We start from the raw sequence: 20,947 nt of genomic DNA on the forward strand, positions 1-20,947 counted from the left end.
CGACGTGCGCACGGGCGTCGAGGGGGCAGCGGTGGCCGCGCCGCAGGGCGCGTTGAGGAGGATGTCCGGGTGTCAGCGGGTGGGGCCCGCCGGGGACGGCGGGACAACGGGCTCGACGCGAGCGAGTACGCCGTCGTCGGCGATGTCGATCCGCGCGTCGGCGAGCACCTGCTCGACGTGCTGGCCGCCGGCGGGATCGCCGCCTACCTGCAACCGTCGGCCGACCTCAATCCGGTCACCCGTACCACCACCGTCCCGGCCCGTCCGGTCGACCGGCTCTACGTCGACCGTTCGCACCTGCGGACCGCCCGTGACTACCTGACGCAGCTCGCCGACGAGAGCGCCCCGGAGCAGCCCCCGGCCCGCGACGAGCCGGACATCGACGCGGAGTGGGCCCGGATCGTGGCCGGCTTCCACAGCACCCCCTCGACCACCGACGAGCGGCCCTGGCCGGCTGCGGAGGACGTGGACGAACGTGACGACCGGGACACCCGGGACGAGCCGACGGCCGGTCCGCTCGCCCGCTCCGGCGTCGACGAGGCCGGGCCCACCGCGACCGACGTCCGTCGACTGCCGTCGGCGACCGACTTCTCCGGGATCTCGGTCGGCCGCAACAGCCGGGACGATGAGCCCTCACTGCTGGACGGTCTGGACACCTTCGGCGCCGACCTGCCGGACGACGACGAGGACACCTACCACCCGCCCCCGCCGCCGCCGCTGCCCCGCGTCTCCAAGTACGCGGTGGTCGGCGCGCTCGCCGTGGTCGTCGGGTTCGTGCTCTTCCTCTTCCCGTCGCTGCTCCCGATCGACCGCTCGGCGGTCACCCTGTTCGGGTTCACGGGCATCCTGGCCGGCTTCGTCACGCTGATCTGGCGGCTGCGCCCCGGTGACGAGGAGGACGACGACCCGGACAACGGCGCCGTCGTCTAGCGCCTGTTTCATCAGCAAGAAACTGGCCGGCCGCCCTTATGAAGCTGGCCCTACCCGGCCCGCATCGCGGGACACGACCGCCCTCACTCGGGGCGTAACAGTGGTGTAACTTACTGTCAGTAGGAATACCGCTGTACGTCACTTCCCCCGCTGACTGACCGGTTTTCCCTTGCTCGTGGCGGTCAGTCCTCTGCTGATCGGAATGCCCGAGATGCGACAGAGTTCCCTCGTGGTGGTGGCCAACCGCCTCCCCATCGACGACAGCCAGGCCCCGGACGGCGCCTGCGAGTGGCGACGCAGCCCCGGAGGGCTGGTCAGCGCGCTACACCCGCTGCTGCGACACACCCCGGCGATCTGGGTGGGCTGGGCCGGCGGCACCGGCCCGGCACCCGCCCTGCCGGACGTGGACGGCGTCCACATGCACACCGTCGCTCTCAGCCACGAGGACCTGCGCGATCACTACGAAGGCTTCGCCAACGCGACCCTCTGGCCGCTCTACCACGACGCCGTCGAGCAACCCGAGCACCACCGGCGCTGGTGGGAGGCGTACCAGCGGGTCAACCAGCGGTTCGCGGAGGCGACCGCCGAGGTGGCCGAGCCGGGTGGCGTGGTCTGGATACAGGACTACCACCTGCAACTCGTACCCGGGCTGTTGCGCGCGCTCCGCCCCGACCTGCGCATCGGCTTCTTCCTGCACGTGCCGTTCCCGCCGCCGGAGCTGTTCATGCAGTTGCCGCGCCGCGCCGAGCTGCTGCGCGGCATGCTCGGGGCCGACCTGGTGGGCTTCCAGCGGGCGCAGGCGGCACACAACTTCGCCCAGCTGGTGACCCGGGTGCTGGAGCTGCCGGCCACCGACCGTCGGATCGGGATCGACGACCGGGTGGTCCGCATCGGCGCGTTCCCCGTCTCGATCGACACGGCCGAGATGGCCGCCCTCGCCGCCCGCCCCGACGTGGCCGCCCGGGCCCGCCGCCTGCGGCAGGATCTCGGCGATCCCCGGCAGGTCATCCTCAGCGTGGACCGGATGGACTACACCAAGGGCATCGAACAGCGACTCAAGGCGTACAGCGAGCTGCTGGCCAGCGGCGACGTCAAGGTCCGCGACACGGTGCTCGTCCAGGTCGCCATGCCGAGCCGGGAACGCGTCGGTCAGTACCAGATCCTGCGCGAACGCATCGAGCGCGAGGTGGGCCGGATCAACGGCGAGTTCGGGCGGGTCGGCGAGCCCGCCATCCACTACCTCACCCAGCCCTTCGACCGGGCCGAGCTGGCGGCGCTTTACCGGGTCGCCGACGTGATGGCGGTGACCCCGCTGCGCGACGGGATGAACCTGGTCGCCAAGGAGTACGTCGCCGCCCGGGTGGACGACACCGGAACGTTGCTGCTCAGCGAGTTCGCCGGCACCGCCGCGGAGCTGTCCCAGGCGTACCTGGTGAACCCGCACGACCTGGAAGGGCTCAAGCAGGCGCTGCGCACGGCGCTGCGGGCCGACCCCGCCGACGTCATCGCCCGCATGCGGGCGATGCGCGCCCACCTGCACGAGCACGACATCCGGGCCTGGGCCCGCTCCTACCTGAGCGCCCTCGACGAGACGGGCGCGCTGGTCAGCCGCCTCACCAGCACCGACAGCACCGCCCGGGTGCCACGGCCGGCGACCCGGGCGACCCAGCACGCCGGCGGCTGACCGGGCCGCGTGATCAGCGGCCGGCGGGCTCCTTCTCCAACCAGTCCAGGATCGCGTCGATCGGCTCGGCCCAGCGCGCGTCGAGCATCAGGTCGTGCCCCATGCCGGGGAACAACAGCGGCGCCGACCCGTACCGGCGGGCGACCCGCGTCAACGTCGCCGCCGGCACCACCCGGTCGTCCGGGCTGCCCAGCACCAGGACCGGGGGCTCGCCCACGGCCGCCTCGGCCTGCGGTTCGCCCAGCAGCGCCCACTGCGCGCGCCGACCGGCCCGGCCCAGCCGCGCCACGTACCGTCGGGCGTCCTCGTCGGGCAACTCCCGGCTGAACAGCTGCGCGCGGCTGAGCCGCAGCGGTCCGCCGAACACCGCCGGCAGCGTCCCGGCCGGGTTGCGGCGCACCGCCGTACCGAAGACGCCCCAGCCGCCGAAGACCGGCGCTACCAGCACCGCGCCGCGCGCCGGATAGCGCGCCATCGCGTGGGCCACCACGAGCGCCCCGGCGCCGTGCCCCACCAGGACCGCCTGGCGCGGCAGGCTCGCGGCCACCTGGGTCACATCATGGGTGTACGCGCGCAGCGTCGCCTCCGGCGCCGGCTCGCTGCCGCCGTGCCCCCGCAGGCTCAGCGCGTACGCCGGGAAGCCCCGCGACGCGGCATGGCCCAGCCAGTGCTCGGCGAACGCCCACGCCCCGTGCCCGAACCCGGGTACGAACAGCAGCGGCGGACGCCCCTGTTCCAACTCGGGTACGGCGCTGAGCACCTCACGGCGCGCCGGCCGGACCGGACGAGCCCACTCCCGGCCCCGCATGATCCGCACCTCGGTCACTGATCCAGCCTTTCGTTCGCGACTGCGGGGCTCGCGAGCTCACTCCTCGCGCTCACTTGCCCTCCAGGTCGTGCAGGGCGCGCTGGACGGCGCGCAGGTAGTCGGCGTGCCCGACCTCGAACCAGTGCCGGCTGCTGTCCTTGACCTGGCCCGCGTAGCGCTCCCCGGCCCGGTCCCGGACCCGCTGCGCGAACGCGGCGGCCCGCTCGGGTCGGTCCCGTCGGGCCAGCAGCAGCCGCGCGAAGAGCACCGTCTGCCAGTGGGACAGGGTGAACAGGCCGGAGTCCGGCTGCACCAGGCCGGCGACGGCCAGCGTGGGGTGCCCCGGCGTGAAGGCGTTGAGCCAGAGCGTGGGACGGCCGGTGCCGGCGCTGTCGCCGAACACCGACGCGTCGAGGAACTCGAAGCGCGGCAGGTAGCCGGTGGCGAAGATGACCAGCTCGGGGTCGATCTCGCGGCCGTCGGCCAGCTCCACGGCGTACGGCTGGAACCGGGCGATGTCGGGCACCGGGCCGATCCCGCCGTGGCCCACGTAGTAGACGAGCTGGCTGTTGGCGATCGGGTGCGTCTCGTACACCCGGTGGTCGGGCTTGGGCAGCCCGAAGCGGGTCAGGTTGCCGACGGTCAACCGCATCGTCCAGTGGTAGAGCCACTGGCGGACCCGCAGCGGCACCCGCAGTGACAGCAGCGCGTCGTTGATCTGGTCGGCCGGTCGGCCCAGCACGTACTTCGGGGCGTACCAGTAGCCACGCCGGGTGGAGTGCCAGCAGCGCGACGCCTGCTGGGCGGCCTCGACGGCGATGTCACAACCGGTGTTGCCGGCACCGACCACGAGCACCCGCTTGCCGCGCAACTGCGCCGGGTCCTTGTAGGACGACGCGTGCATGATCTCGCCCCGGAACTCCTCCAGGCCCTCGTAGCGGGGCAGCTTCGGCGACCAGTTGTGCCCGTTGGCGATCACCACGGCGGCGTAGCGGGAGGTGCGCTCCGGGCCGTACCCGCCGGTGGAGCGGGTCGTCACGTCCCACCGCTCCCCCGGCGCGGGCTCGACCCGGACGACCTCGGTGCCGAACCAGATGTGCGAGCGCAGGTCGAAGTGGTCGGCGTACCGCTCGAAGTACGACAGGAGCTGGCCGTGGTGGGGGTAGTCCGGCCAGGAGTCCGGCATCGGGAAGTCGGGGAACTGGGTGAACGGCTTCGACGAGATCAGGTGGGTGCTGGCGTACACCGGGCTGCGGTCGTGCCGCCAGTTCCAGGCCCCGCCGACGCCGGTCTCGCGTTCGTAGCAGTCCACCCCGAACCCGTGCTCGCGCAGGTTCTTGATGGCCGTCAGGCCGCTGGCCCCGGCGCCGATGACGCAGACCGTGTCGCCCCGGTCGGAGAGCGAGCGGCCGTCGCGGCTCTGCGCGGACGGGATCGCATCCGGGTCGGGCCGGCCCTGGTCGGTGGAGGTGGACACCGGGACATCTCCTTTTGTGCGGCACGGGTGCCGGTTCGCCGCGAAATCCTCTCCACATCGGAGCCGGATGTCCAGCCCCGGCGCGGACCGATCGGCGGGTCCGGACCGGTGGGGGTCAGGCCGTGGCGGGCAGCAGCAGGTCGACGAGCACCGGGAAGTGGTCACTGGCCCGGCGGGTCTGCGGAGTGTCCACCACGTCGTAGTCGACCACGGTGATCCGGGGGTCGACGAAGAGCGCGTCGATGCGCCGGCGCGGGTCGGCGCACGAGTAGGTGAGCCGTTCCGCGCGGTCGGCCGCGACCGCCGCGTCGGTCAGGCCGCGCGCCACCATCGCCCAGGCCGGCCCGTCCGGGCCCTCGTTCAGGTCGGCGCCCGCCACCACCGGAGCATTCGCGGCGTCCAGGCCGCGTCGGAACTCGGCGGCCTGCGCGGGCCGCTCCGCCGGGTCGGTGGACAGGTGCGAGCCGGCGAGGGTGAAGCGGGCGTCGCCGACCCGGCAGTCGGCGTACGCCGCGCCGCGCAGGTGCCGGCCCGGGGTCAGCGGGAACCGCTGGCACCGGGCGCCGCGCACCTGCACCCGCAGGCTGGTCAGCAGCAGGTTGCCCAGGGCGGGCAGCCCTCCGGCGGCCACCACCAGGCCGAACGACTCGGCCAGCGTGGCCGACTTCTGCCGCCACCGGAACCGGCGCGGACCCTCCTGCACGATCACGACGTCCGGCTTCGCGGCCCGGACGACCGCCGCCAGCGCGGCGGTGTCGTCGCGCTGGCTGTGGATGTTGTACGACACCACGCGCAGCGGTACGCCCATCTCCTGGCCGCCCTCAGATCCGGCGGGCCAGGTCGGCCGCGCCGATCACCCCGGCGCTGTTGCCCAGCTCGGCGGGGAGGACCTCGGCCACCGGCAGGCGTCCCCGCTGGGCCAGCGCGTCGAGGTACGAGCGACGCGTCGGGCCGAGCAGCAGGTCACCGGCGTCGATCACGCCGCCGCCGACGACCAGGGCCTGCGGGTCGAGGATCTGCGCCATGTCGGCGAGGCTGGTGCCCAGCCACCGGCCGATCTGCGCGAACGCCTCGGCGGAGACCGGGTCGCCGCCCTGCGCGGCGGCGGTCACCATGTGACCGGTGATCGCCTCGGGCTCGCCGCCGGCAAGCTCCAGCAGGGCGGTGGCCCGCTGCGGCTCCTGTCGAGCGCCGGCACGGGCGAAGCGGACCAGGGCGCTGCCGCTGGCGTACTGCTCGATGCAGCCGAGCCGCCCGCAGCCGCACTGGTGCCCGTCCGGCACGGCCAGCATGTGGCCCAGCTCCGCGGCGATGCCGTGCGCGCCGCGCATCAGCTCGCCGCCGAGGACGATGCCGCCGCCGACGCCGGTGCCGATCGTGAACATGATCATTGAGTCGTCGGCGGCGCGGGCCGCGCCGTAGCGGAACTCGGCCCACGCGGCCACGTTGGCGTCGTTCTCCACGATCACCGGCAGGCCGACGGCGGCGCTCACGTACTCGCGCAGCGGCTCGTCGCGCCAGGCCAGGTTGGGGGCGAAGAGCACGGTCGAGCGGGTGGCGTCGATCCAGCCGGCCGCGCCGACGCCGACCGCCTCGATCGTTCGCCCGGCGGCCAGCTCGTCGACCAGCTCGATGATGACGTCGCGGGTCTTGGCGACGTCGTCGGCGGGGGTGTCCCGTCGGCTCTGCACGAGGACCGTGCCGGTGTCGTCCACGACACCGCCGGCCACCTTCGTGCCACCCACGTCGACTCCGATGGTCAGCGTCACCGCCGCCGCTCCCCTCTGCTGTGCTGTCCGGCTCGCGCGCGCCGCGGGGCACGCCGGTCCGGATCGCGATGTCCCGCGCTCAGGCGCCGCCGCCCGGCGCGTCCGCGCCGGTGTCGTCGGACGCCCGCGAAGCGGGCACCACGGGTCGGCTGGTCGGCACCGGCGCGGCCACCGCCCCGGCGTCGTCGACGGGTGCCGCGGTGGCCGGGGCGGGTGTGTCCGCCGACCGGGTGGCGACCGACCAGACATCCCGCTCCGGCGCCGGTTGGGAATCATGCCCGGTGCGGGTGGCATCGCGCCACACGTGCTCGTCGAAGGCCTCGGCCGACCGCGCGGTCGAGGCCGGCCGCGCCGGCTCGCCGTCGCCGCCCGCACCGGCCGCCGCCTGCGACGACGCGGCCCACTCCGGCCCGGTCGTCGGGGACGGCTCCGGCGGCGCGAACGCGCGGAGCAGGCTGGCCACGCCGGCGGCGAGGTCGCCCGCGCCGGTGGCGAGGCGTTCGGCGAATTCCGGACTCGGATCGCGCAACGCGGCGATGCCACGACAGACCGGGCAGACGCAGCATTCGGCCGAACCGGTGGCGAAACCACCACGGGCGCGATCGCCGCCGCCCGGAGCGGCACTGTGACCGAGGACACCGGCCAACATCCCGCCCAACGGGCCGAACGCGCCGCCCGTCGACCCGCTGGAGGCCAGCCGCGCCCCCGCGAGCAGGGCCGCCACCAGACGCTCCGCCTCTTCCCGGGCCGAACCCGGGTCCGTTCCGCCCACCCTCGGCTCCTCTACCCCACTGCCGGACGCGTCACTGCGCCACACCGGGTGCTTCTACCCGGCGCTTGAGCTGCTTCAACGCCGTATCCATGATCATTTTCTCGGCCTTGCGCCGAAACATGCCGAGCATCCCCACGGACAGCTCGACCTCCAGCGTGTACGTCACCGTGGTGGTCCCGTCCGGGTTGCCCACCAGGTCGTACGAGCCACGCTGGCTCTTCTGCATCTTCGAGGGGGCGACCAGATGCCACTCGACGCGGGACAGGTCCTCGGCGTACTCGTAGGCGAGCACGTACTCGTCGGCCATCACCCCGGCGTCGATGGTGAACCGCACCTGGCTGGCGTAGCCGTCCTCGTACTCCTCGATCACCTCGGCACGGCGGACCGCCTCGGTCCACTCGGGGTAACTCGGGAAGTCGCAGATGACCGTCGCCACCCGGTCGGGTGACGCGCCGATGATGATCGACTGGGTGGAGGAGTCCGCCATGGGGGGAGGCTACCCGGCTGACGCCGCCCACACCCCCCGCCGCCCCCGCCGCGCCCTGCCTACCCCACCCGAACCGCCCGCCGGGTAGGTTTCGACAGAGCCGATGCTCTCGGGCAGAGTCCGGCCCAGGCCAGTGCGAGCACGAAGGAGTGCAAGTGCGCGAGTTCTCCGTTCCACCGATCGTCACCGTTGGCGAGGCGGCCAACCTCACCGATCCGGTCTGGGACAACGCCGAGATCGCGCCGGACACCGTGCAGTTCGCCCGCGCCACCCGCTCCGCCGACGGCGGCGACACCACCACCTGGGCCGAAGTGACCTGCCTGCAGTTCCGCGACGAGGTGGCGGCCGTCGCCCGGGGGCTGATCGCCGCCGGCGTCCAGCCGGGCGCGCGGGTCGCCCTGATGAGCCGGACGCGCTACGAGTGGACCCTGCTCGACTACGCCATCTGGGCGGCCGGCGGGGTCACCGTACCGATCTACGAGACCTCCAGCGCCGAGCAGGCCGCCTGGATCATCGCCGACTCCGGCGCGGTCGCCGCGCTTGTCGAAACGGGCGCCCACGCCGAGCTGATCGCCGGTGTCCGCGACCGCCTCCCCGAGCTGACGAACGTCTGGCAGATCGACCGGGGCGCGGTCGACGAGCTGGTCGCCGTCGGCGCGACGGTCGAGCTGGCCCAGGTGGAGCAGCGGCGCAAGGCGGTCCGCGCCGACGACCTGGCCACCATCATCTACACCAGCGGCACCACCGGCCGCCCCAAGGGCTGCGTGCTGACCCACCGCAACATGTACGCCGACATCGCCAACGCGGTGCCCGTGCTGCCGAACCTGTTCAACGCTGGCGCGAGCACCCTGCTCTTCCTGCCGCTGGCGCACGCGTTCGCCCGGCTCATCCAGATCGGCGTGGTGCAGGCACGGGCCACCCTCGCCCACTGCGCGGACACCAAGAACCTGGTCGGCGAGTTGCAGGAGTTCCGGCCGACCTTCGTGCTGTCCGTACCCCGGGTGTTCGAGAAGGTCTACAACGCGGCCAAGCAGAAGGCCGAGGCCGACGGCAAGGGCGGCGTCTTCGCCCGCGCCGAGCAGGTCGCCATCTCGTACAGCGAGGCGCTGGAGACCTCGCGCGGGCCGGGCCTGGCGCTGCGCGCGCAGCACGCGGTCTTCGACCGGCTCGTCTACCGCAAGCTGCGCGCCGCGCTCGGCGGGCGGTGCCGCGACGCCATCTCCGGCGGCGCGCCCCTGGGCGCGCGGCTCGGCCACTTCTTCCGCGGCGTCGGCGTGACGGTCCTGGAGGGGTACGGGCTGACCGAGACGTCCCCCGCCGCCGCCGCGAACCTGCCCACCGGCACCCGGATCGGGACCGTCGGCCGGCCGCTGCCCGGCGTGACCGTCCGGATCGAGGACGACGGCGAGATCCTGATCTCCGGCGAGCTGGTCTTCCAGGGTTACTGGCACAACGAGGCGGCGACCACGGAGGCGCTCAGCCCCGACGGCTGGTTCCGCACCGGTGACCTGGGCCAGCTCGACGCCGACGGCTACCTGAGCATCACCGGCCGCAAGAAGGAGCTGATCGTGACCGCCGGCGGCAAGAACGTCGCCCCGGCGGTGCTGGAGGACCAGGTCCGGGCGCACCCGTTGATCAGTCAGTGCGTCGTCGTCGGAGACGCGAAGCCGTTCATCGCGGCGCTGGTCACCATCGACGAGGAGGCGCTGCCGACCTTCCTGGCGAACGCCGGGCTCCCACCGGAGACCTCGGTCGAGACGCTGCGCGAGCACGAGGGCCTGCGCGCCGAGGTGCAGTCCGCCATCGACGCCGCGAACCAGGCCGTGTCGAAGGCCGAGGCGATCAAGGTCTTCCGGATCCTGCCCCGCGACTTCACCGAGGTCACCGGCGAGCTGACCCCGTCGCTCAAGGTCAAACGCCAGGTCGTCCACAAGACGTACGCGGCGGAGATCGCCGACATCTACCGCGGCTGACTACGATCCGTCACGTGCCCGCATCCACAACCGCCGTCCCACACCCGCATCCTCTCGCCGCGGCCGCCCGCGTGGTGATGCTGGCGCTGGTCGCGATCCTGACCCTGTTCGCCACCCGCGACGTCACCCAGCTGTGGTGGATCGCGCTGCTGGCGGTCGCCGGGCTGCCCTCCCTGCTCGCGCCGCAGCACCGGCTGGTCGGGCCGCTGAGCCGGGTCGCCGAGGTGGTGGTGCTGGGGCTGGCCGCGAGCCAGGTCGCCGCGGTCGCGTCGATCGGCGGCACGGTCGACGGGCTCGGCGCCTCCGCCGTGCTGCCCTACCTGGCGGTGCCGGTGACCGTCACCGCGCTGCGCCGCCGCTTCCGCGAGGGCGCGGCGCTGCTCGCGGTGACCGCCGGCACGCTGCTGGTCAGCGGGGCGCTGACCGAGGTCGACGGGGAACGTCAACTCGGCCAGGTGGGCTACCTCGCGGTCTGCGCGCAGTGGTTGATCCTGGCCGCGCTCGGGCTCTACGCCGCCGGCACCCTGCACCGGGTGATGGCCGTACGCGCCGACAGCAAGCCCCAGCCGTACGCCGAGGCCACCCGGCTGTTGACCCAACTGCGGACGGTGGCCCGGCAGCTGCCCGGGGCGACCCTGGACCCGGGGGGCATCTCCGAGCACCTGATCGACGAGCTGCGCACGGTGGCCCGGGCGGACCGCGGCGCGGTGCTGTCCGCCAGCGGCGGCGGCCGGCTCGTGGTCCTCGCCCAGGCCGGGGCGGACCGCGTGGACTGGGAGACGACGCTGGACGCGGACTCGGCCATCGCCGACGCCTGGGCCAGTCAGCAGGCCACCACCGCCGCCCGCTCGCAGTCCCGCTCGCACCGGGGTCCGGACGTGTCCGCGCTGATCGTCCCGCTGGTCGCGGGGGTACGCACGGTGGGGCTGGTGGTGCTGGAGGCCGATGTCGCGCAGGCGTACCCGCCGCCGGTGGTGTCCCGGGTGACCGGGCTGACCCGGCCCGCCGCGCTGCGGCTGGAGGCGGCGCTGCTGTTCGACGAGGTCCGGTCGCTGGCCACCAACGAGGAGCGCCAGCGGCTGGCCCGGGAGATCCACGACGGGGTGGCGCAGGAGCTGGTGATGGTCGGCTACGGCATCGACAACGCCCTGGCCACCGTCTTCGACGACGCGGACGAGACGGCCGAGGCCTTGCGGACGCTGCGCGCCGAGGTGACCCGGGTGATCCAGGAGCTGCGGCTGAGCCTCTTCGAGCTGCGCAGCGAGGTGGACCGGCAGGGCGGCCTGGCCGCGGCGATCGCCGAGTACGCCCGCACCGTCGGCGCGTCGGGCGGGTTGCGGGTGCACCTGTCGCTGGACGAGTCCACGGCCCGCCTGCCGGCGGCCACCGAGGCCGAGTTGCTGCGCATCGCGCAGGAGGCCGTGACCAACGCCCGCAAGCACGCCGGAGCGTCCAATTTGTGGGTCACGTGTGAGGTCGACCCCCCGTACGCGCAAATAGAAGTGTCGGATGACGGTCAGGGGATGGCTGACCAGCGCCCCGACGGGCGGTACGGTCTTGCGATCATGGCCGAGAGGGCGGAACGTATCCGGGGCCGGTTGGAGATCAGGCCGCGGCAACCCAGCGGCACGACCGTGGCGGTGGTTCTCGGCACCTCGTCCCGGCGCGATAACGTGCGTGACAGCGCAGCACCAGAAGGGGAGTAACCCGAGGATGACCACAAGTCCGACACCGGCCACCCGCACCAAGGTCCTCCTTGTTGACGATCATGACCTGATTCGTAAGGGCCTGCGGCACGCCTTCGAGCGCGACCGTCAGTTCGAGGTCGTCGGCGAGGCCGCGACCGCGGCAGAGGGGGTACGCCAGGCCGGCGCCCTCCAGCCGGACGTGGTGATCATGGATCTGCGGCTGCCCGACGGCAGCGGCCTGGAGGCCACCCGCGCGCTGCGCAAGTCCAGCGCGTCGATGGGCATCGTGGTGCTGACCATGTACGCCGGCGACGACCAGCTCTTCGGCGCCCTGGAGGCCGGGGCGAGCGCCTTCGTGCCCAAGACCGCCCCGGCCGACGAGGTCGTGGCCGCCGCGCGGCACGCCGCCTCGTCCCCGAGCGCGTTCACCGCCGCCGACCTGGCCGAGGCGATGAAGCGTCGGCTCGCCCCCTCCGGCCCGCAGCTCTCCCCCCGCGAGGGGCAGGTGCTGCGGCTGCTCGCCGACGGGATGAGCGTGGCGGGCATCGCCAAGCAGCTGTTCGTCAGCGAGTCCACGGCGAAGACGCACATCTCCAAGCTCTACGAGAAGCTCGGCGCCGCCAACCGGGCACAGGCCCTGATGACCGCGCTGCGACTCGGCCTGCTCGAAGCGCCGGACGCGCCGAAGTTCTGACCCGCGCCCGTTCGTCGAGCGTAATTCCGTAACCGAAGGTCCGCGCCGGCTCGCCGCCGTCGCGGACCTTCGCGTATCGACCGACGTCCGCGACGGGTGGACGGGCACGCTATGGTCTGGCGGGTACCGCGGGGGCAGAATACCCGCGCGGGCGATGACGTCCGCGTCGTGGACTCAAGGGGTGAGCGCATGCAGCGGCCGGACTGGGCGCCCGACACCATCGACATCGAGCGCCCGAGCGTCGCCCGGATGTACGACTACTACCTCGGCGGATCGCACAACTTCGCCGCCGACCGGGCCGCCGCGCAGGCGATGGTGGCGGCCGTACCGGAGGCGCCGCTGGCCGCGCAGGCCAACCGCGCGTTCCTGCGCCGGGCGGTCCACCACCTCGCCGAGGCCGGCGTCCGCCAGTTCCTGGACATCGGCTCGGGCATCCCCACGGTCGGCAACGTGCACGAGATCGCCCAGCGGATCGACCCGGCGTCGCGGGTGGTCTACGTGGACGTCGACCCGGTCGCGGTGGCGCACAGCCGGGAGATCCTGGCCGACAACGACCGGGCGACGATCGTCCAGGAGGACCTGCGGCACCCGGAGGAGATCCTGGCGCACCCCGACACGCGCCGGCTGCTCGACCTCGGCCAGCCGGTGGCGGTGATGATCGTGGCGGTCCTGCACTTCGTCCCCGACGACGACCGGCCGGCGGAGTTGCTGGCGACGCTTCGGGACGCGGTGGCGCCCGGCAGCTACCTGGTGTTGTCGCAGGCCAGCGACGACGGCCGCGCCGGGGAGGAGCGCGCCGAGGCCGAACGCGTCTACCGGCGTACCGACAGCCCGCTCACGATTCGCAACCGGGCCGAGGTGACCGCCCTCTTCGACGGGTTCGAGCTGGTCGATCCGGGCGTCGTCTGGGTGCCACAGTGGCGACCGGACACCCCCGAGAGCGCGGAGGACGCCGAGCGGGCGGTCTTCATGGGCGGCGTCGGGCGACTCGGTGACTGAGTCGCCCTCGGCGGTCACCCGCCCCGGCACCTTCGCCCGCGCCTGGGCCAAGGCGGTCTCCGGTACGAGCTACCTACCGATGACACAGGCCCAGCTCGAGGCCCTGTTGCAGAGGCTCGCCGGCCAGTTGGCCCAGGCGCTGCTCGCCGAGCCGTTCGACCTGCGGGCCGGGCACCGGGTCGGTGCGGAGTTGGTCGCCGCGCACATCGCGTCCGCCGAGGGACTGGGCCGTACCGTCGAGGTGATCCAGCTTCGGCTCGTGCGGGACCTGGGACTGGTGGCCGAGGACGTCGAGGACCGGATGGCCCGACTCCTGGCCGCCGTGGCGACCGGTTACGCCCGCGCGCTGCGGGACCGCACGCTCGATGAGCAGGAGTCCATCCGCCGGGCCGCCATGATGGCGCGCACCCAGGCCGAACGGGCGCTGCGGGCCAGCGAGGCGCGGTTCCGCCACCAGGCCACCCACGACCCGCTCACCGGTCTGCCCAACCGGACGCTGTTCACCGAGCGGCTCACCGCCGCGCTCAACGAGCCGGGCCGGGGCGCCCAACGCGTCGGGGTGTGCTTCCTCGACCTGGACCGCTTCAAGGTGGTCAACGACACGCTGGGACACCAGGTCGGCGACCGGTTGCTGACCACGGTGGCCGACCGGCTGCGCCAGTGCCTCGGTGAGCATCTGGTGGCCCGCCTCGGTGGGGACGAGTTCGTCATCCTGGTGGAGGGCGCGGGCGGCACCGACGCGGTCGTGGAGGTCGCCGAGAGCGCTCTGGCCGCGGTCCGGACACCCGCGGTGGTCGACGGGCACGAGCTCCAGGTCACGGCGAGCATCGGCATCGTCGAGCGGCAGGTGGCCGGCTCCAACCCGAGTGACCTGATGCGGGCCGCCGACAGCACCCTGCACTGGGCGAAGTCGGCCGGAGGGGCGCGCTGGGCGCTCTACGACGCCGAGCGCAACCGTCGCGAGCTGGCCCGGTACGCCCTGTCGGCGGCCATCCCGGCCGCGCTGGAGCGGGGCGAGTTCTATCTCGACTACCAGCCCCTGACCTCGCTGCGCGACGGCCGACTGCTCGGTGTGGAGGCGCTGGTCCGCTGGCGACACCCGGAGCTGGGCGTCCTGCGGCCGGACAGCTTCATCGCGCTGGCCGAGGAGACCGGTCTGATCGTGCAACTGGGCGGGTGGGTGCTCGCCGAGGCGTGCCGGGAGGCGGAGGCGTGGTCGACGGATGGCGCGCAGGCGCCGTTCGTGAGCGTCAACCTGGCCGTCCGGCAGGTGCACCGGCCCGGTCTGGTGCGGGAGGTCCGTACGCTGCTGCGCCAGACCGGCCTGCCGCCCGAACGACTCCAGTTGGAGATCACCGAGAGCACGATGATGAGCAGCGCCAAGGAGCCCGTCCGGGCGCTGCGGCTGCTGGCCGACCTGGGCGTACGGATCGCCATCGACGACTTCGGCACCGGCTACAGCAACCTGGCGTACCTGCGGGATCTGCCCGTCACCGAGCTGAAGGTGGCCGGCGAGTTCGTGGCTGGCCTGCGGTCGCCGACGGTGGGGCGTACCGACGAGCGGATCCTCGCCTCGCTGGTGTCGCTGGCGCACGCCCTCGACCTCACGGTGACCGCCGAGGGGGTGGAGACCGCCGGGCAGGCCGAGCGGCTGCGGGCGATCGGCTGCGACGCCGCCCAGGGCTGGCACTTCGGCCGCCCGGCCCCTGCCGACCGCATCCTGGCCCGCATCCGCTGAGCCGGCACGGGCACCCGCACCGTCGCCCACGGCCGTAGACAACGTCTACGGCGAACTGGTAGACAGTGTCTATGACCGTGGAGGAGGCCGGAGTCCGGGCCCGGCTGGTGGCGGCCGGAGTCGACCTCGTGTTGCGTGAGGGCCAGTCCGCCGTGTCCCTGCGGGAGATCGCCCGTCGGGCGGGCGTGTCGCACGGCGCCCCGCGCCGCTACTTCCCCACCCACGTCGACCTGCTCTCGGCCATCGCCCGGGAGGGCTTCGCCGACCTCACCGCCCGGGTGGAGCGGACGATCCACGCGGCCGGTACGGAGCCGCGTACCCGACTGGTCGCGCTGGCCCGGACGTACCTGGACTTCGCCGCCGGGCACCGCGGCATGTTCGAGCTGATGTTCCGCCACGACCTGCTGGCCAGCAGTCGTCTACGGCTGCGCGAGACGAGCCTGCCGCTGTTCACCCTCCTGACCGACCTGGTTGCCCAGACACGCCAGCCGACCGCCCCGCCCGCGCCGGTGGTGGCCGGCGCGCTCTGGGCCAACCTGCACGGCATCGCCCAGCTCTGGGCCTGGGGCAGCCTGCCGCTGGCCACCGGCGACCGCGACGACGACACCGTGCTGCGGGCCGCGCTCGACGCGTACCTCGGCCCCGCGCGGAACTGAACGGGAGAAGACGTGCCCCTGCTGTACGACCTCAGCAAACTGACCGTCGGCTCAGCCCTGCGACTGGGCTGGCGACCCCGCGTCCAAGGCCTGGAGCACCTGCCCCGCCGAGGCGGAGCGATCCTCGCCAGCAACCACCTGTCCGTCGCCGACCAGGTGGTCCTCGCCTGCCTGACACCCCGACACGTGACGTTCTGGGCCAAGGCCGAGTACTTCACCGGCAGCTGGCTCAGCCGGCACGTCGTGGCCGGCATGGGCGCCATCCGCGTCGAGCGCGCCGGCGGCCGGGCCGCCCTCACGGCCTTCGACGCGGCCGTGCCGGTGTTGCGCGCCGGCGGTCTCGTCGCCATCTTCCCGGAGGGCACCCGGTCCCCCGACGGGCGGCTCTACCGCGGCCGCACCGGAATGACCCGGTTGGCCCGCGACGCCGAGGTCCCGATCATCCCGGTCGGCGTACTCGGCACCGCCGAGGTGTTGCCGGTCGACGCGCGAATCCCCCGCCGACACCCGGTCGCCCTGCGCTTCGGCCCGGCGATCCCGGTCGCCGACCGCATCACCGGGCCGCGCGACATCCGGGCCATCACGGACGAGGTGATGGCCGCGATCCAAGGGCTCACCGACCAGGAGTACGTCCCCCGCTACGCCCCGCCCCGGCAACCCCGCGCCTGAGCGGCGGCGGCGGTCAGCCGGCCAGCAGAGCCGCCATCCGCTGCGCCTGCGCCTCCCAGCGCCACTCCCGCTCCACCCACGCCCGGCCGGCCGCCCCGAGTTGGCGGGCCAGGTCCCGGTCGCCGAGCAGCCGGGCGACCCGGTCGGCGAGCTGGGCGACGTCCCGGCCACGGACCACGTACCCGGTCTCGCCCTCCCGGACCGCGTCGGGCGCGCCGCCGGAGTCGCCGGCCACCACCGGCAGGCCGGTCGCGGACGCCTCCAGGTAGACGATGCCCAGCCCCTCCACGTCCAGGCCACGGTTGCGGGTACGGCAGGGCATGGCGTAGACGTCGCCGGCCGCGTAGTGCGCGGGCAGGTCGGCCGCCGGCACCGAGCCGGTGAAGACCACGTCCCGCTCGACGCCGGTCTGGCGGGCCAGCTTCTCCAGAGTGGCCCGGTACGGCCCGCCGCCGACGATCAGCAGCGCCGCGTCGGGCACCCGGCGGCGGATCTCCGGCAGTGCCCGGATCAGCATGTCCTGGCCCTTGCGCGGCACGAGACGCGACACGCAGACCACCACCGGCCGGTCGGTCAGCCCCAACCGGGCCCGGACCGGCTCGCCGTCCACCGACGGGTGGTAGGCGTCCACGTCCACGCCCGGCGCGAGCCGCCGCAGGTCGGTCACCCCGGCCAGCACCCGGGCGAGCCGGGCGCGCGTGTACTCGCCGAGGTAGGTGGTCACGTCGACGCCACGCCCGATGCGCCGCAGCGCCGGCCGCGCGGCCGGCAGCGCCGCCCAGCCGACCTCGTGGCCGTGGGTCTGCGCCACCACCCGGCGTACGCCCGCGCGCCTGCGCAGACCGGCCGCGAGCAACCCCAGCGGGGCCGCCGCGCCGAACCACACCGTGTCGCAGTCGTACGTGCGGGCGAGCCGGGCCGCGCGCCGGGCGATCAGCGGGGTGGGCAGGAGCACCCGGGTGCGTTCCCGGATCACCTCGAACGGCTGGTCGGCGTCGAACTTCTCCGCACCACGCCAGCTCGACGCGTAGACGACCACCGACCCCGCCGGCTGACGCACAGCGAGGTTGTGCACGAAGGACTGGATGCCCCCCGGGCGGGGCGGAAAGTCGTTCGTGATCAGCAACGTGCGGCTCATCGGCGTGCCTCCCGGGCGTACGCGCGGGCGGCGGCCATCCGCTCCACGGTGGACGGATGCGAGGCCGAGTAGAGGTATTCCCACCGCGGCGGGTCGGGGTCGCCCAGGTTGACCGTGCCGAGACGGCGCTGCATCGACTCGAAGGCCGCCGGGTCGCCGGTGAGCGCGAGCGCGTGCGCGTCGGCCCGCGCCTCCACCCGCCGCGACACCAGCGCCTGCACCGGGGTGGCGACCAGACCAGCCACCGTGACCAGGGCAATTACCAGTGGAAACGCGCGTGGATGGGCGATCGAGTCGACGCCGGCCAACCGCAGCAGCAGCCCCCACGAGCCGAGCAGGTAGAGGGCCACCACCGCGGCGGCGACTCCCAGCGCCCCGGTCAGCGTGCCCACCGCCACGTCGGAGTCCTTCGCGTGGCCCAGCTCGTGCGCCACCACGGCCGTCACCTCGGCGGGGTCGGCCTCGCGCAGCAGCGTGTCATAGACGACCACCCGGCGGGTCGGGCCGAGGCCGGAGACGTACGCGTTGACCGCCGTGGTCCGCCGGGAGGCGTCGGCGACGAGCACGTCGCGCACCGGCACCCCGTCGCGGGCGGCCATGCTCATCAGCTCGGTGCGCAGCGCACCCTGCTCCATCGGGGTGAACTTGTTGAACACCGGCTCCACGAGCACCGGCAGCACGAACGACAGCAGCACCACCAGCAGGGCCGCGCCCGCCGCGCCGAGCGCCCACCACCAGCGCGGCGCGAGCCGGATGACCAGGTAGAAGCCGAACAGCGCCACCGCACCGATGACGGCGCTCACCGCGTACGACTTGAGCAGGTCGACGGCCCAGCCACTCCAGGAGTTGGTGCTGAGCCCGTAGCGGGTCAGGACGGTCTGCCGCCAGGCGGAGAACGGGAGGGTGAGCAGGTCGGCGACGAGCACCACGGCGAGGCCGCCGAGCACCGCCTGGGCGATCCAGTGCCCACCGAAGGGCCGGCCCACCAGCTCGACCAGGCGACCGCCCAGCGGGGTGAGCCCCAGCGCGACGGCGATCAGCAGCCCCACGGCGAGCGCGGCGTAGCCGCCGGGGCGCAGCGCGGCGCGGAACTCCCGCCCCCTGGCCACCTGGTCGGCCGGGAGATCCCGCAGAGCGGCGAGCTGGTCGGCACGGGGGGCCGGGGGCCGGTGCCAGGGCACGAACACGGCGACGGTCACCAGCAGGGCCACCGTCAACCCGGCCAACGTCAACAACGCCCAGCCGCGCGGGCTCACCGGCGCACCGCCGTGGCCACCACGCTCAAGGCCCGGTCACGATCACCCCGGCACGCGGCGGCGTCGGGCCGCCGCGCGTGGCCGCGCCACCGCCACACGGCACCGGCGCGCGGGGCACCGACGGGCCCGTCGTGCTCGCGTCGTACCCCGCTCATCCCGCCGCTCCTCCCGCCGTGACCGCCCATCCTATGGCCCGCGAAAAGCCCGCTTCGGGTGCGGTGACGCACTTCGCCGACGCGGCCCCCGCACGGCTGTGCTCAGCGCCCGCACGGCTCGTCGACGGCCATCCGGCCGGCCCCGGGGCGAGGGCTCAGGCCACCCGGCGGACCCGACGCGCGCCAGCGCCGGGCCGGGCGGGCGCGTCGGGCCGGGCGGGCGCGGCCAGCACCTCGACGTCGAAGCCGGCCCGGGCGAACACCTCGATCGCCTCAACCTCGGCGGCGACCAGCCCGGCCGCCGGGGACGTGTCGTCGAACAGGGCGGTCAGCGGGCAGCCGGAGCAGCCGTCGGCCCGCTTCGCGCACCCGTCGCAGTCGATGAGCATCACGCCTCCTGATCGCTCGCGATGCGCGGCCGACACCCTGTCGTCGCCACCCGAGCACCGTCGGTCACATCGACGTTATCCACCGGGTACGACAGAACCGCCCGTTGAGGGCTAGATCGACTCCAGATCAGCGAAATCGGGGTATCCCGAACGGCCGGACAGCCCGACATCGCCGACCTCGCGCGGGCGCACCCCGTCGAATCGCCGGTCAACTGCCGGTCAAGCGCCTGTTTCGTCGATCCAGGTCACTGCGATCGTGGTGCTACGTCCGGGCCACGCCGGGCGAGGCCCCAGCCCTGGCCGTCGGTCCGGGCCGAACGGAACGGGTCGCACCACCCTGACTCAACGGAGGCTTCGACATGCGCGGACCATCTTCGACCACACGCTCCCGGCTCACCGCCGTCGCGCTCCTCGCGGGCGTCACGACGGCCGCGGGCGGGCTCGTCGCCACGCCGGCGCAGGCCACCTCGGCACTCGGCTGCAACTACCCCCGCGTCTGCTTCTGGGTGAGCGGCAACCCGTACGACGGCGCGCCGCCGACCGCGTCGTTCCAGGACACCTACTACCAGACCCTCGGGTCCCGCAGTAAGGGCGCGGACTGGGTCTACAACAGCCGCAACGACGACGGCGCGAAGATCTTCTACTCCAACAACGACTGGGTCTGCGTCTCCCCGGGCGAACTGGCCTACCTCGAGCCGTACGGCTACGCGGTCGCCATCGACATCATGGACTCCCCGTACTGCTCCTACTGACCCGCTCACCGGAGGTTGACGACATGAATCCACGACGTCTCCTGGCCGCCTGCGCGGTCGCGGTGACCGCATCGGTCGGCCTGGTCGCCAACCCGGCGTTCGCCGGTGGTTACTTCACGACGAAGACGGACCTGAACCTGCGCTACTGCCAGTGGCTGAACAATTCGCAGTGCTCGGTCATCCTGACGATCCCGAAGGGCCAGTCGGTCTACCTGAACTGCTGGGCGACCGGATCGTCGGTCAACGGCGACACCGTCTGGTACAACGCCTTCTACGGCAACGCGAGCGGCATGCTCGCCGGTGACTACATGTACACCGGCCACGACCCGAACCCCGCCGTCTCCCGCTGCGTCTGACACGCCGATCCGGCCGCTGGCGCTGACGCGCCAACGGCCGGATCCGTACGTCACGGGTAGTAGACCCGAGGGCTGGTGTAGGTGCCGTGAAACGCTCCGCTGCACGTGTAGACCTCGACCACCGCCACGGCGGAGCCCTTGAAGTTGTTCATCACGTTGACGTTGCGGCTGATCGGCCCGAACCGGCCGGTCCGGTTGAGGTCGTAGTAGATCCAGGAGGTGTTGCCGTTGTTGCTGGTCCGCAACTGGAGGTACGCCGTGCACCGGGACCCGTCCGGGGTGGCGTTCATGTAGAAGTCACCCACCACGGTCTGGTTGGAGCCCTGGTACGAGATGCACGAGCTGATCGGGTAGGCCCCGGTGCAGCCGCCACCCGAGGCCGCCTGGGCCGCTGCCGGGGCGACCAGGAGCGCCGCCAGTGTGACCACCGTGCCGAGGATGGTGCCCAGCAGTCTCTTTCCCATGTCGTTCGCCTGCCTTCGTCCGGTGCCCGGCGGTGCCGGGCGGATGCGGACACCGTCGCCGACCGGACCTGCCGGAACCTCGCCAAATTCTTG

At 73.3% G+C, this 20,947-nt stretch carries 22 protein-coding genes; 11 read left to right on the forward strand and 11 right to left on the reverse strand.

Annotated elements, in window-relative coordinates; all coding sequences use genetic code 11:
- The first annotated feature begins 69 nt into the window (after window positions 1-69).
- Together ACIBTX_RS21795 and ACIBTX_RS21800 are read left to right on the forward strand one after the other, a co-directional pair.
- Window positions 70-930, forward strand: coding sequence for a DUF308 domain-containing protein (locus tag ACIBTX_RS21795; RefSeq protein ID WP_357126801.1), 861 nt, complete (start codon window positions 70-72; stop codon window positions 928-930).
- 211 nt (window positions 931-1,141) lie between these two features.
- Window positions 1,142-2,614, forward strand: a complete 1,473-nt coding sequence (locus ACIBTX_RS21800) for a trehalose-6-phosphate synthase (RefSeq protein ID WP_396832906.1) — start codon at window positions 1,142-1,144, stop codon at window positions 2,612-2,614.
- A 13-nt stretch (window positions 2,615-2,627) separates the two neighbouring features.
- Here ACIBTX_RS21800 and ACIBTX_RS21805 read toward each other — a convergent pair whose 3' ends face one another.
- The 6 genes from ACIBTX_RS21805 to ACIBTX_RS21830 all read right to left on the reverse strand — a co-directional run bounded on the left by ACIBTX_RS21805 (window position 2,628) and on the right by ACIBTX_RS21830 (window position 7,927).
- Window positions 2,628-3,422 (reverse strand): alpha/beta fold hydrolase, encoded by a 795-nt coding sequence (locus ACIBTX_RS21805; RefSeq protein WP_357127310.1) that lies wholly within the window; start codon window positions 3,420-3,422, stop codon window positions 2,628-2,630.
- A gap of 70 nt (window positions 3,423-3,492) precedes the next feature.
- Window positions 3,493-4,899 (reverse strand): NAD(P)-binding domain-containing protein, encoded by a 1,407-nt coding sequence (locus ACIBTX_RS21810; RefSeq protein WP_357126795.1) that lies wholly within the window; start codon window positions 4,897-4,899, stop codon window positions 3,493-3,495.
- 115 nt (window positions 4,900-5,014) lie between these two features.
- Window positions 5,015-5,707: an endonuclease/exonuclease/phosphatase family protein gene (locus tag ACIBTX_RS21815; protein ID WP_396832907.1), complete on the reverse strand. Its 693-nt coding sequence runs from the start codon at window positions 5,705-5,707 to the stop codon at window positions 5,015-5,017.
- Window positions 5,708-5,720: 13 nt separating this feature from the next.
- Window positions 5,721-6,668 (reverse strand): ROK family glucokinase, encoded by a 948-nt coding sequence (locus tag ACIBTX_RS21820; RefSeq protein ID WP_357126789.1) that lies wholly within the window; start codon window positions 6,666-6,668, stop codon window positions 5,721-5,723.
- 79 nt (window positions 6,669-6,747) lie between these two features.
- Complete coding sequence (locus ACIBTX_RS21825) at window positions 6,748-7,440, reverse strand: hypothetical protein (protein ID WP_357126786.1); 693 nt, start codon at window positions 7,438-7,440, stop codon at window positions 6,748-6,750.
- 31 nt (window positions 7,441-7,471) lie between these two features.
- Complete coding sequence (locus ACIBTX_RS21830) at window positions 7,472-7,927, reverse strand: SRPBCC family protein (RefSeq protein ID WP_355049405.1); 456 nt, start codon at window positions 7,925-7,927, stop codon at window positions 7,472-7,474.
- 155 nt (window positions 7,928-8,082) lie between these two features.
- Between ACIBTX_RS21830 and ACIBTX_RS21835 the strand changes: the two genes are divergently transcribed.
- The 7 genes from ACIBTX_RS21835 (at window position 8,083) to ACIBTX_RS21865 (ending at window position 16,344) form a co-directional block, all read left to right on the forward strand.
- The gene (locus ACIBTX_RS21835; RefSeq protein ID WP_357170662.1) at window positions 8,083-9,900 is read left to right on the forward strand and encodes a long-chain fatty acid--CoA ligase; all 1,818 of its coding nucleotides are present in this window, start codon (window positions 8,083-8,085) and stop codon (window positions 9,898-9,900) included.
- A gap of 14 nt (window positions 9,901-9,914) precedes the next feature.
- Window positions 9,915-11,606, forward strand: coding sequence for a GAF domain-containing sensor histidine kinase (locus tag ACIBTX_RS21840; protein ID WP_357126777.1), 1,692 nt, complete (start codon window positions 9,915-9,917; stop codon window positions 11,604-11,606).
- Between the two features lie 7 nt (window positions 11,607-11,613).
- Entirely contained in the window at window positions 11,614-12,282 is a 669-nt protein-coding gene (locus ACIBTX_RS21845; protein WP_007072219.1) for a response regulator transcription factor, read from the forward strand.
- Between the two features lie 189 nt (window positions 12,283-12,471).
- Complete coding sequence (locus tag ACIBTX_RS21850; protein WP_357126774.1) at window positions 12,472-13,281, forward strand: SAM-dependent methyltransferase; 810 nt, start codon at window positions 12,472-12,474, stop codon at window positions 13,279-13,281.
- Window positions 13,282-13,360: 79 nt separating this feature from the next.
- On the forward strand, window positions 13,361-15,019 hold the full coding sequence (locus ACIBTX_RS21855; protein ID WP_357127307.1) for an EAL domain-containing protein: 1,659 nt from the start codon (window positions 13,361-13,363) through the stop codon (window positions 15,017-15,019).
- Window positions 15,020-15,090: 71 nt separating this feature from the next.
- Window positions 15,091-15,675, forward strand: coding sequence for a TetR/AcrR family transcriptional regulator (locus ACIBTX_RS21860; protein WP_357126771.1), 585 nt, complete (start codon window positions 15,091-15,093; stop codon window positions 15,673-15,675).
- A gap of 12 nt (window positions 15,676-15,687) precedes the next feature.
- The gene (locus ACIBTX_RS21865; protein WP_357126768.1) at window positions 15,688-16,344 is read left to right on the forward strand and encodes a lysophospholipid acyltransferase family protein; all 657 of its coding nucleotides are present in this window, start codon (window positions 15,688-15,690) and stop codon (window positions 16,342-16,344) included.
- A gap of 13 nt (window positions 16,345-16,357) precedes the next feature.
- On the opposite strand, the gene ACIBTX_RS21870 is transcribed toward ACIBTX_RS21865, so the two are convergent.
- The 4 genes from ACIBTX_RS21870 to ACIBTX_RS21885 form a co-directional block, all read right to left on the reverse strand.
- Entirely contained in the window at window positions 16,358-17,482 is a 1,125-nt protein-coding gene (locus ACIBTX_RS21870) for a glycosyltransferase family 4 protein (RefSeq protein ID WP_357126765.1), read from the reverse strand.
- On the reverse strand, window positions 17,479-18,738 hold the full coding sequence (locus ACIBTX_RS21875) for a M48 family metallopeptidase (RefSeq protein WP_357126762.1): 1,260 nt from the start codon (window positions 18,736-18,738) through the stop codon (window positions 17,479-17,481). Before ACIBTX_RS21875 ends, ACIBTX_RS21870 begins: the two co-directional genes overlap by 4 nt.
- Window positions 18,735-18,893 (reverse strand): hypothetical protein, encoded by a 159-nt coding sequence (locus ACIBTX_RS21880; RefSeq protein ID WP_363661088.1) that lies wholly within the window; start codon window positions 18,891-18,893, stop codon window positions 18,735-18,737. The genes ACIBTX_RS21875 and ACIBTX_RS21880 overlap by 4 nt, the downstream gene beginning before the upstream one ends.
- A 155-nt stretch (window positions 18,894-19,048) precedes the next feature.
- The gene (locus tag ACIBTX_RS21885; RefSeq protein WP_357126756.1) at window positions 19,049-19,282 is read right to left on the reverse strand and encodes a hypothetical protein; all 234 of its coding nucleotides are present in this window, start codon (window positions 19,280-19,282) and stop codon (window positions 19,049-19,051) included.
- 359 nt (window positions 19,283-19,641) lie between these two features.
- On the opposite strand from ACIBTX_RS21885, the gene ACIBTX_RS21890 reads away from it, so the two are divergent.
- The gene (locus ACIBTX_RS21890; protein ID WP_357126753.1) at window positions 19,642-20,034 is read left to right on the forward strand and encodes a hypothetical protein; all 393 of its coding nucleotides are present in this window, start codon (window positions 19,642-19,644) and stop codon (window positions 20,032-20,034) included.
- 23 nt (window positions 20,035-20,057) lie between these two features.
- Window positions 20,058-20,390: a hypothetical protein gene (locus ACIBTX_RS21895; RefSeq protein WP_357126750.1), complete on the forward strand. Its 333-nt coding sequence runs from the start codon at window positions 20,058-20,060 to the stop codon at window positions 20,388-20,390.
- A gap of 50 nt (window positions 20,391-20,440) precedes the next feature.
- Here the strand turns inward: ACIBTX_RS21895 and ACIBTX_RS21900 are convergent, their stop codons facing one another.
- Window positions 20,441-20,854, reverse strand: a complete 414-nt coding sequence (locus ACIBTX_RS21900) for a hypothetical protein (protein WP_355049393.1) — start codon at window positions 20,852-20,854, stop codon at window positions 20,441-20,443.
- Window positions 20,855-20,947 lie beyond the last annotated feature (93 nt).

The sequence above is a fragment of the Micromonospora sp. NPDC049359 genome (assembly GCF_044466585.1).
GTDB lineage: Bacteria > Actinomycetota > Actinomycetes > Mycobacteriales > Micromonosporaceae > Micromonospora.

Bases quoted from the DNA above. Each gene is read 5' to 3' on its own strand.
- ACIBTX_RS21800 (WP_396832906.1), top strand. From the start codon at position 1,142: ATGCGACAGAGTTCCCTCGTGGTGGTGGCCAACCGCCTCCCCATCGAC.
- ACIBTX_RS21830 (WP_355049405.1), bottom strand. From the start codon at position 7,927: ATGGCGGACTCCTCCACCCAGTCGATCATCATCGGCGCGTCACCCGAC.
- ACIBTX_RS21870 (WP_357126765.1), bottom strand. From the start codon at position 17,482: ATGAGCCGCACGTTGCTGATCACGAACGACTTTCCGCCCCGCCCGGGG.
- ACIBTX_RS21885 (WP_357126756.1), bottom strand. From the start codon at position 19,282: ATGCTCATCGACTGCGACGGGTGCGCGAAGCGGGCCGACGGCTGCTCC.
- ACIBTX_RS21850 (WP_357126774.1), top strand. From the start codon at position 12,472: ATGCAGCGGCCGGACTGGGCGCCCGACACCATCGACATCGAGCGCCCG.
- ACIBTX_RS21880 (WP_363661088.1), bottom strand. From the start codon at position 18,893: ATGAGCGGGGTACGACGCGAGCACGACGGGCCCGTCGGTGCCCCGCGC.
- ACIBTX_RS21845 (WP_007072219.1), top strand. From the start codon at position 11,614: ATGACCACAAGTCCGACACCGGCCACCCGCACCAAGGTCCTCCTTGTT.
- ACIBTX_RS21860 (WP_357126771.1), top strand. From the start codon at position 15,091: ATGACCGTGGAGGAGGCCGGAGTCCGGGCCCGGCTGGTGGCGGCCGGA.
- ACIBTX_RS21895 (WP_357126750.1), top strand. From the start codon at position 20,058: ATGAATCCACGACGTCTCCTGGCCGCCTGCGCGGTCGCGGTGACCGCA.
- ACIBTX_RS21805 (WP_357127310.1), bottom strand. From the start codon at position 3,422: ATGCGGGGCCGGGAGTGGGCTCGTCCGGTCCGGCCGGCGCGCCGTGAG.
- ACIBTX_RS21890 (WP_357126753.1), top strand. From the start codon at position 19,642: ATGCGCGGACCATCTTCGACCACACGCTCCCGGCTCACCGCCGTCGCG.
- ACIBTX_RS21900 (WP_355049393.1), bottom strand. From the start codon at position 20,854: ATGGGAAAGAGACTGCTGGGCACCATCCTCGGCACGGTGGTCACACTG.
- ACIBTX_RS21815 (WP_396832907.1), bottom strand. From the start codon at position 5,707: ATGGGCGTACCGCTGCGCGTGGTGTCGTACAACATCCACAGCCAGCGC.
- ACIBTX_RS21855 (WP_357127307.1), top strand. From the start codon at position 13,361: ATGACACAGGCCCAGCTCGAGGCCCTGTTGCAGAGGCTCGCCGGCCAG.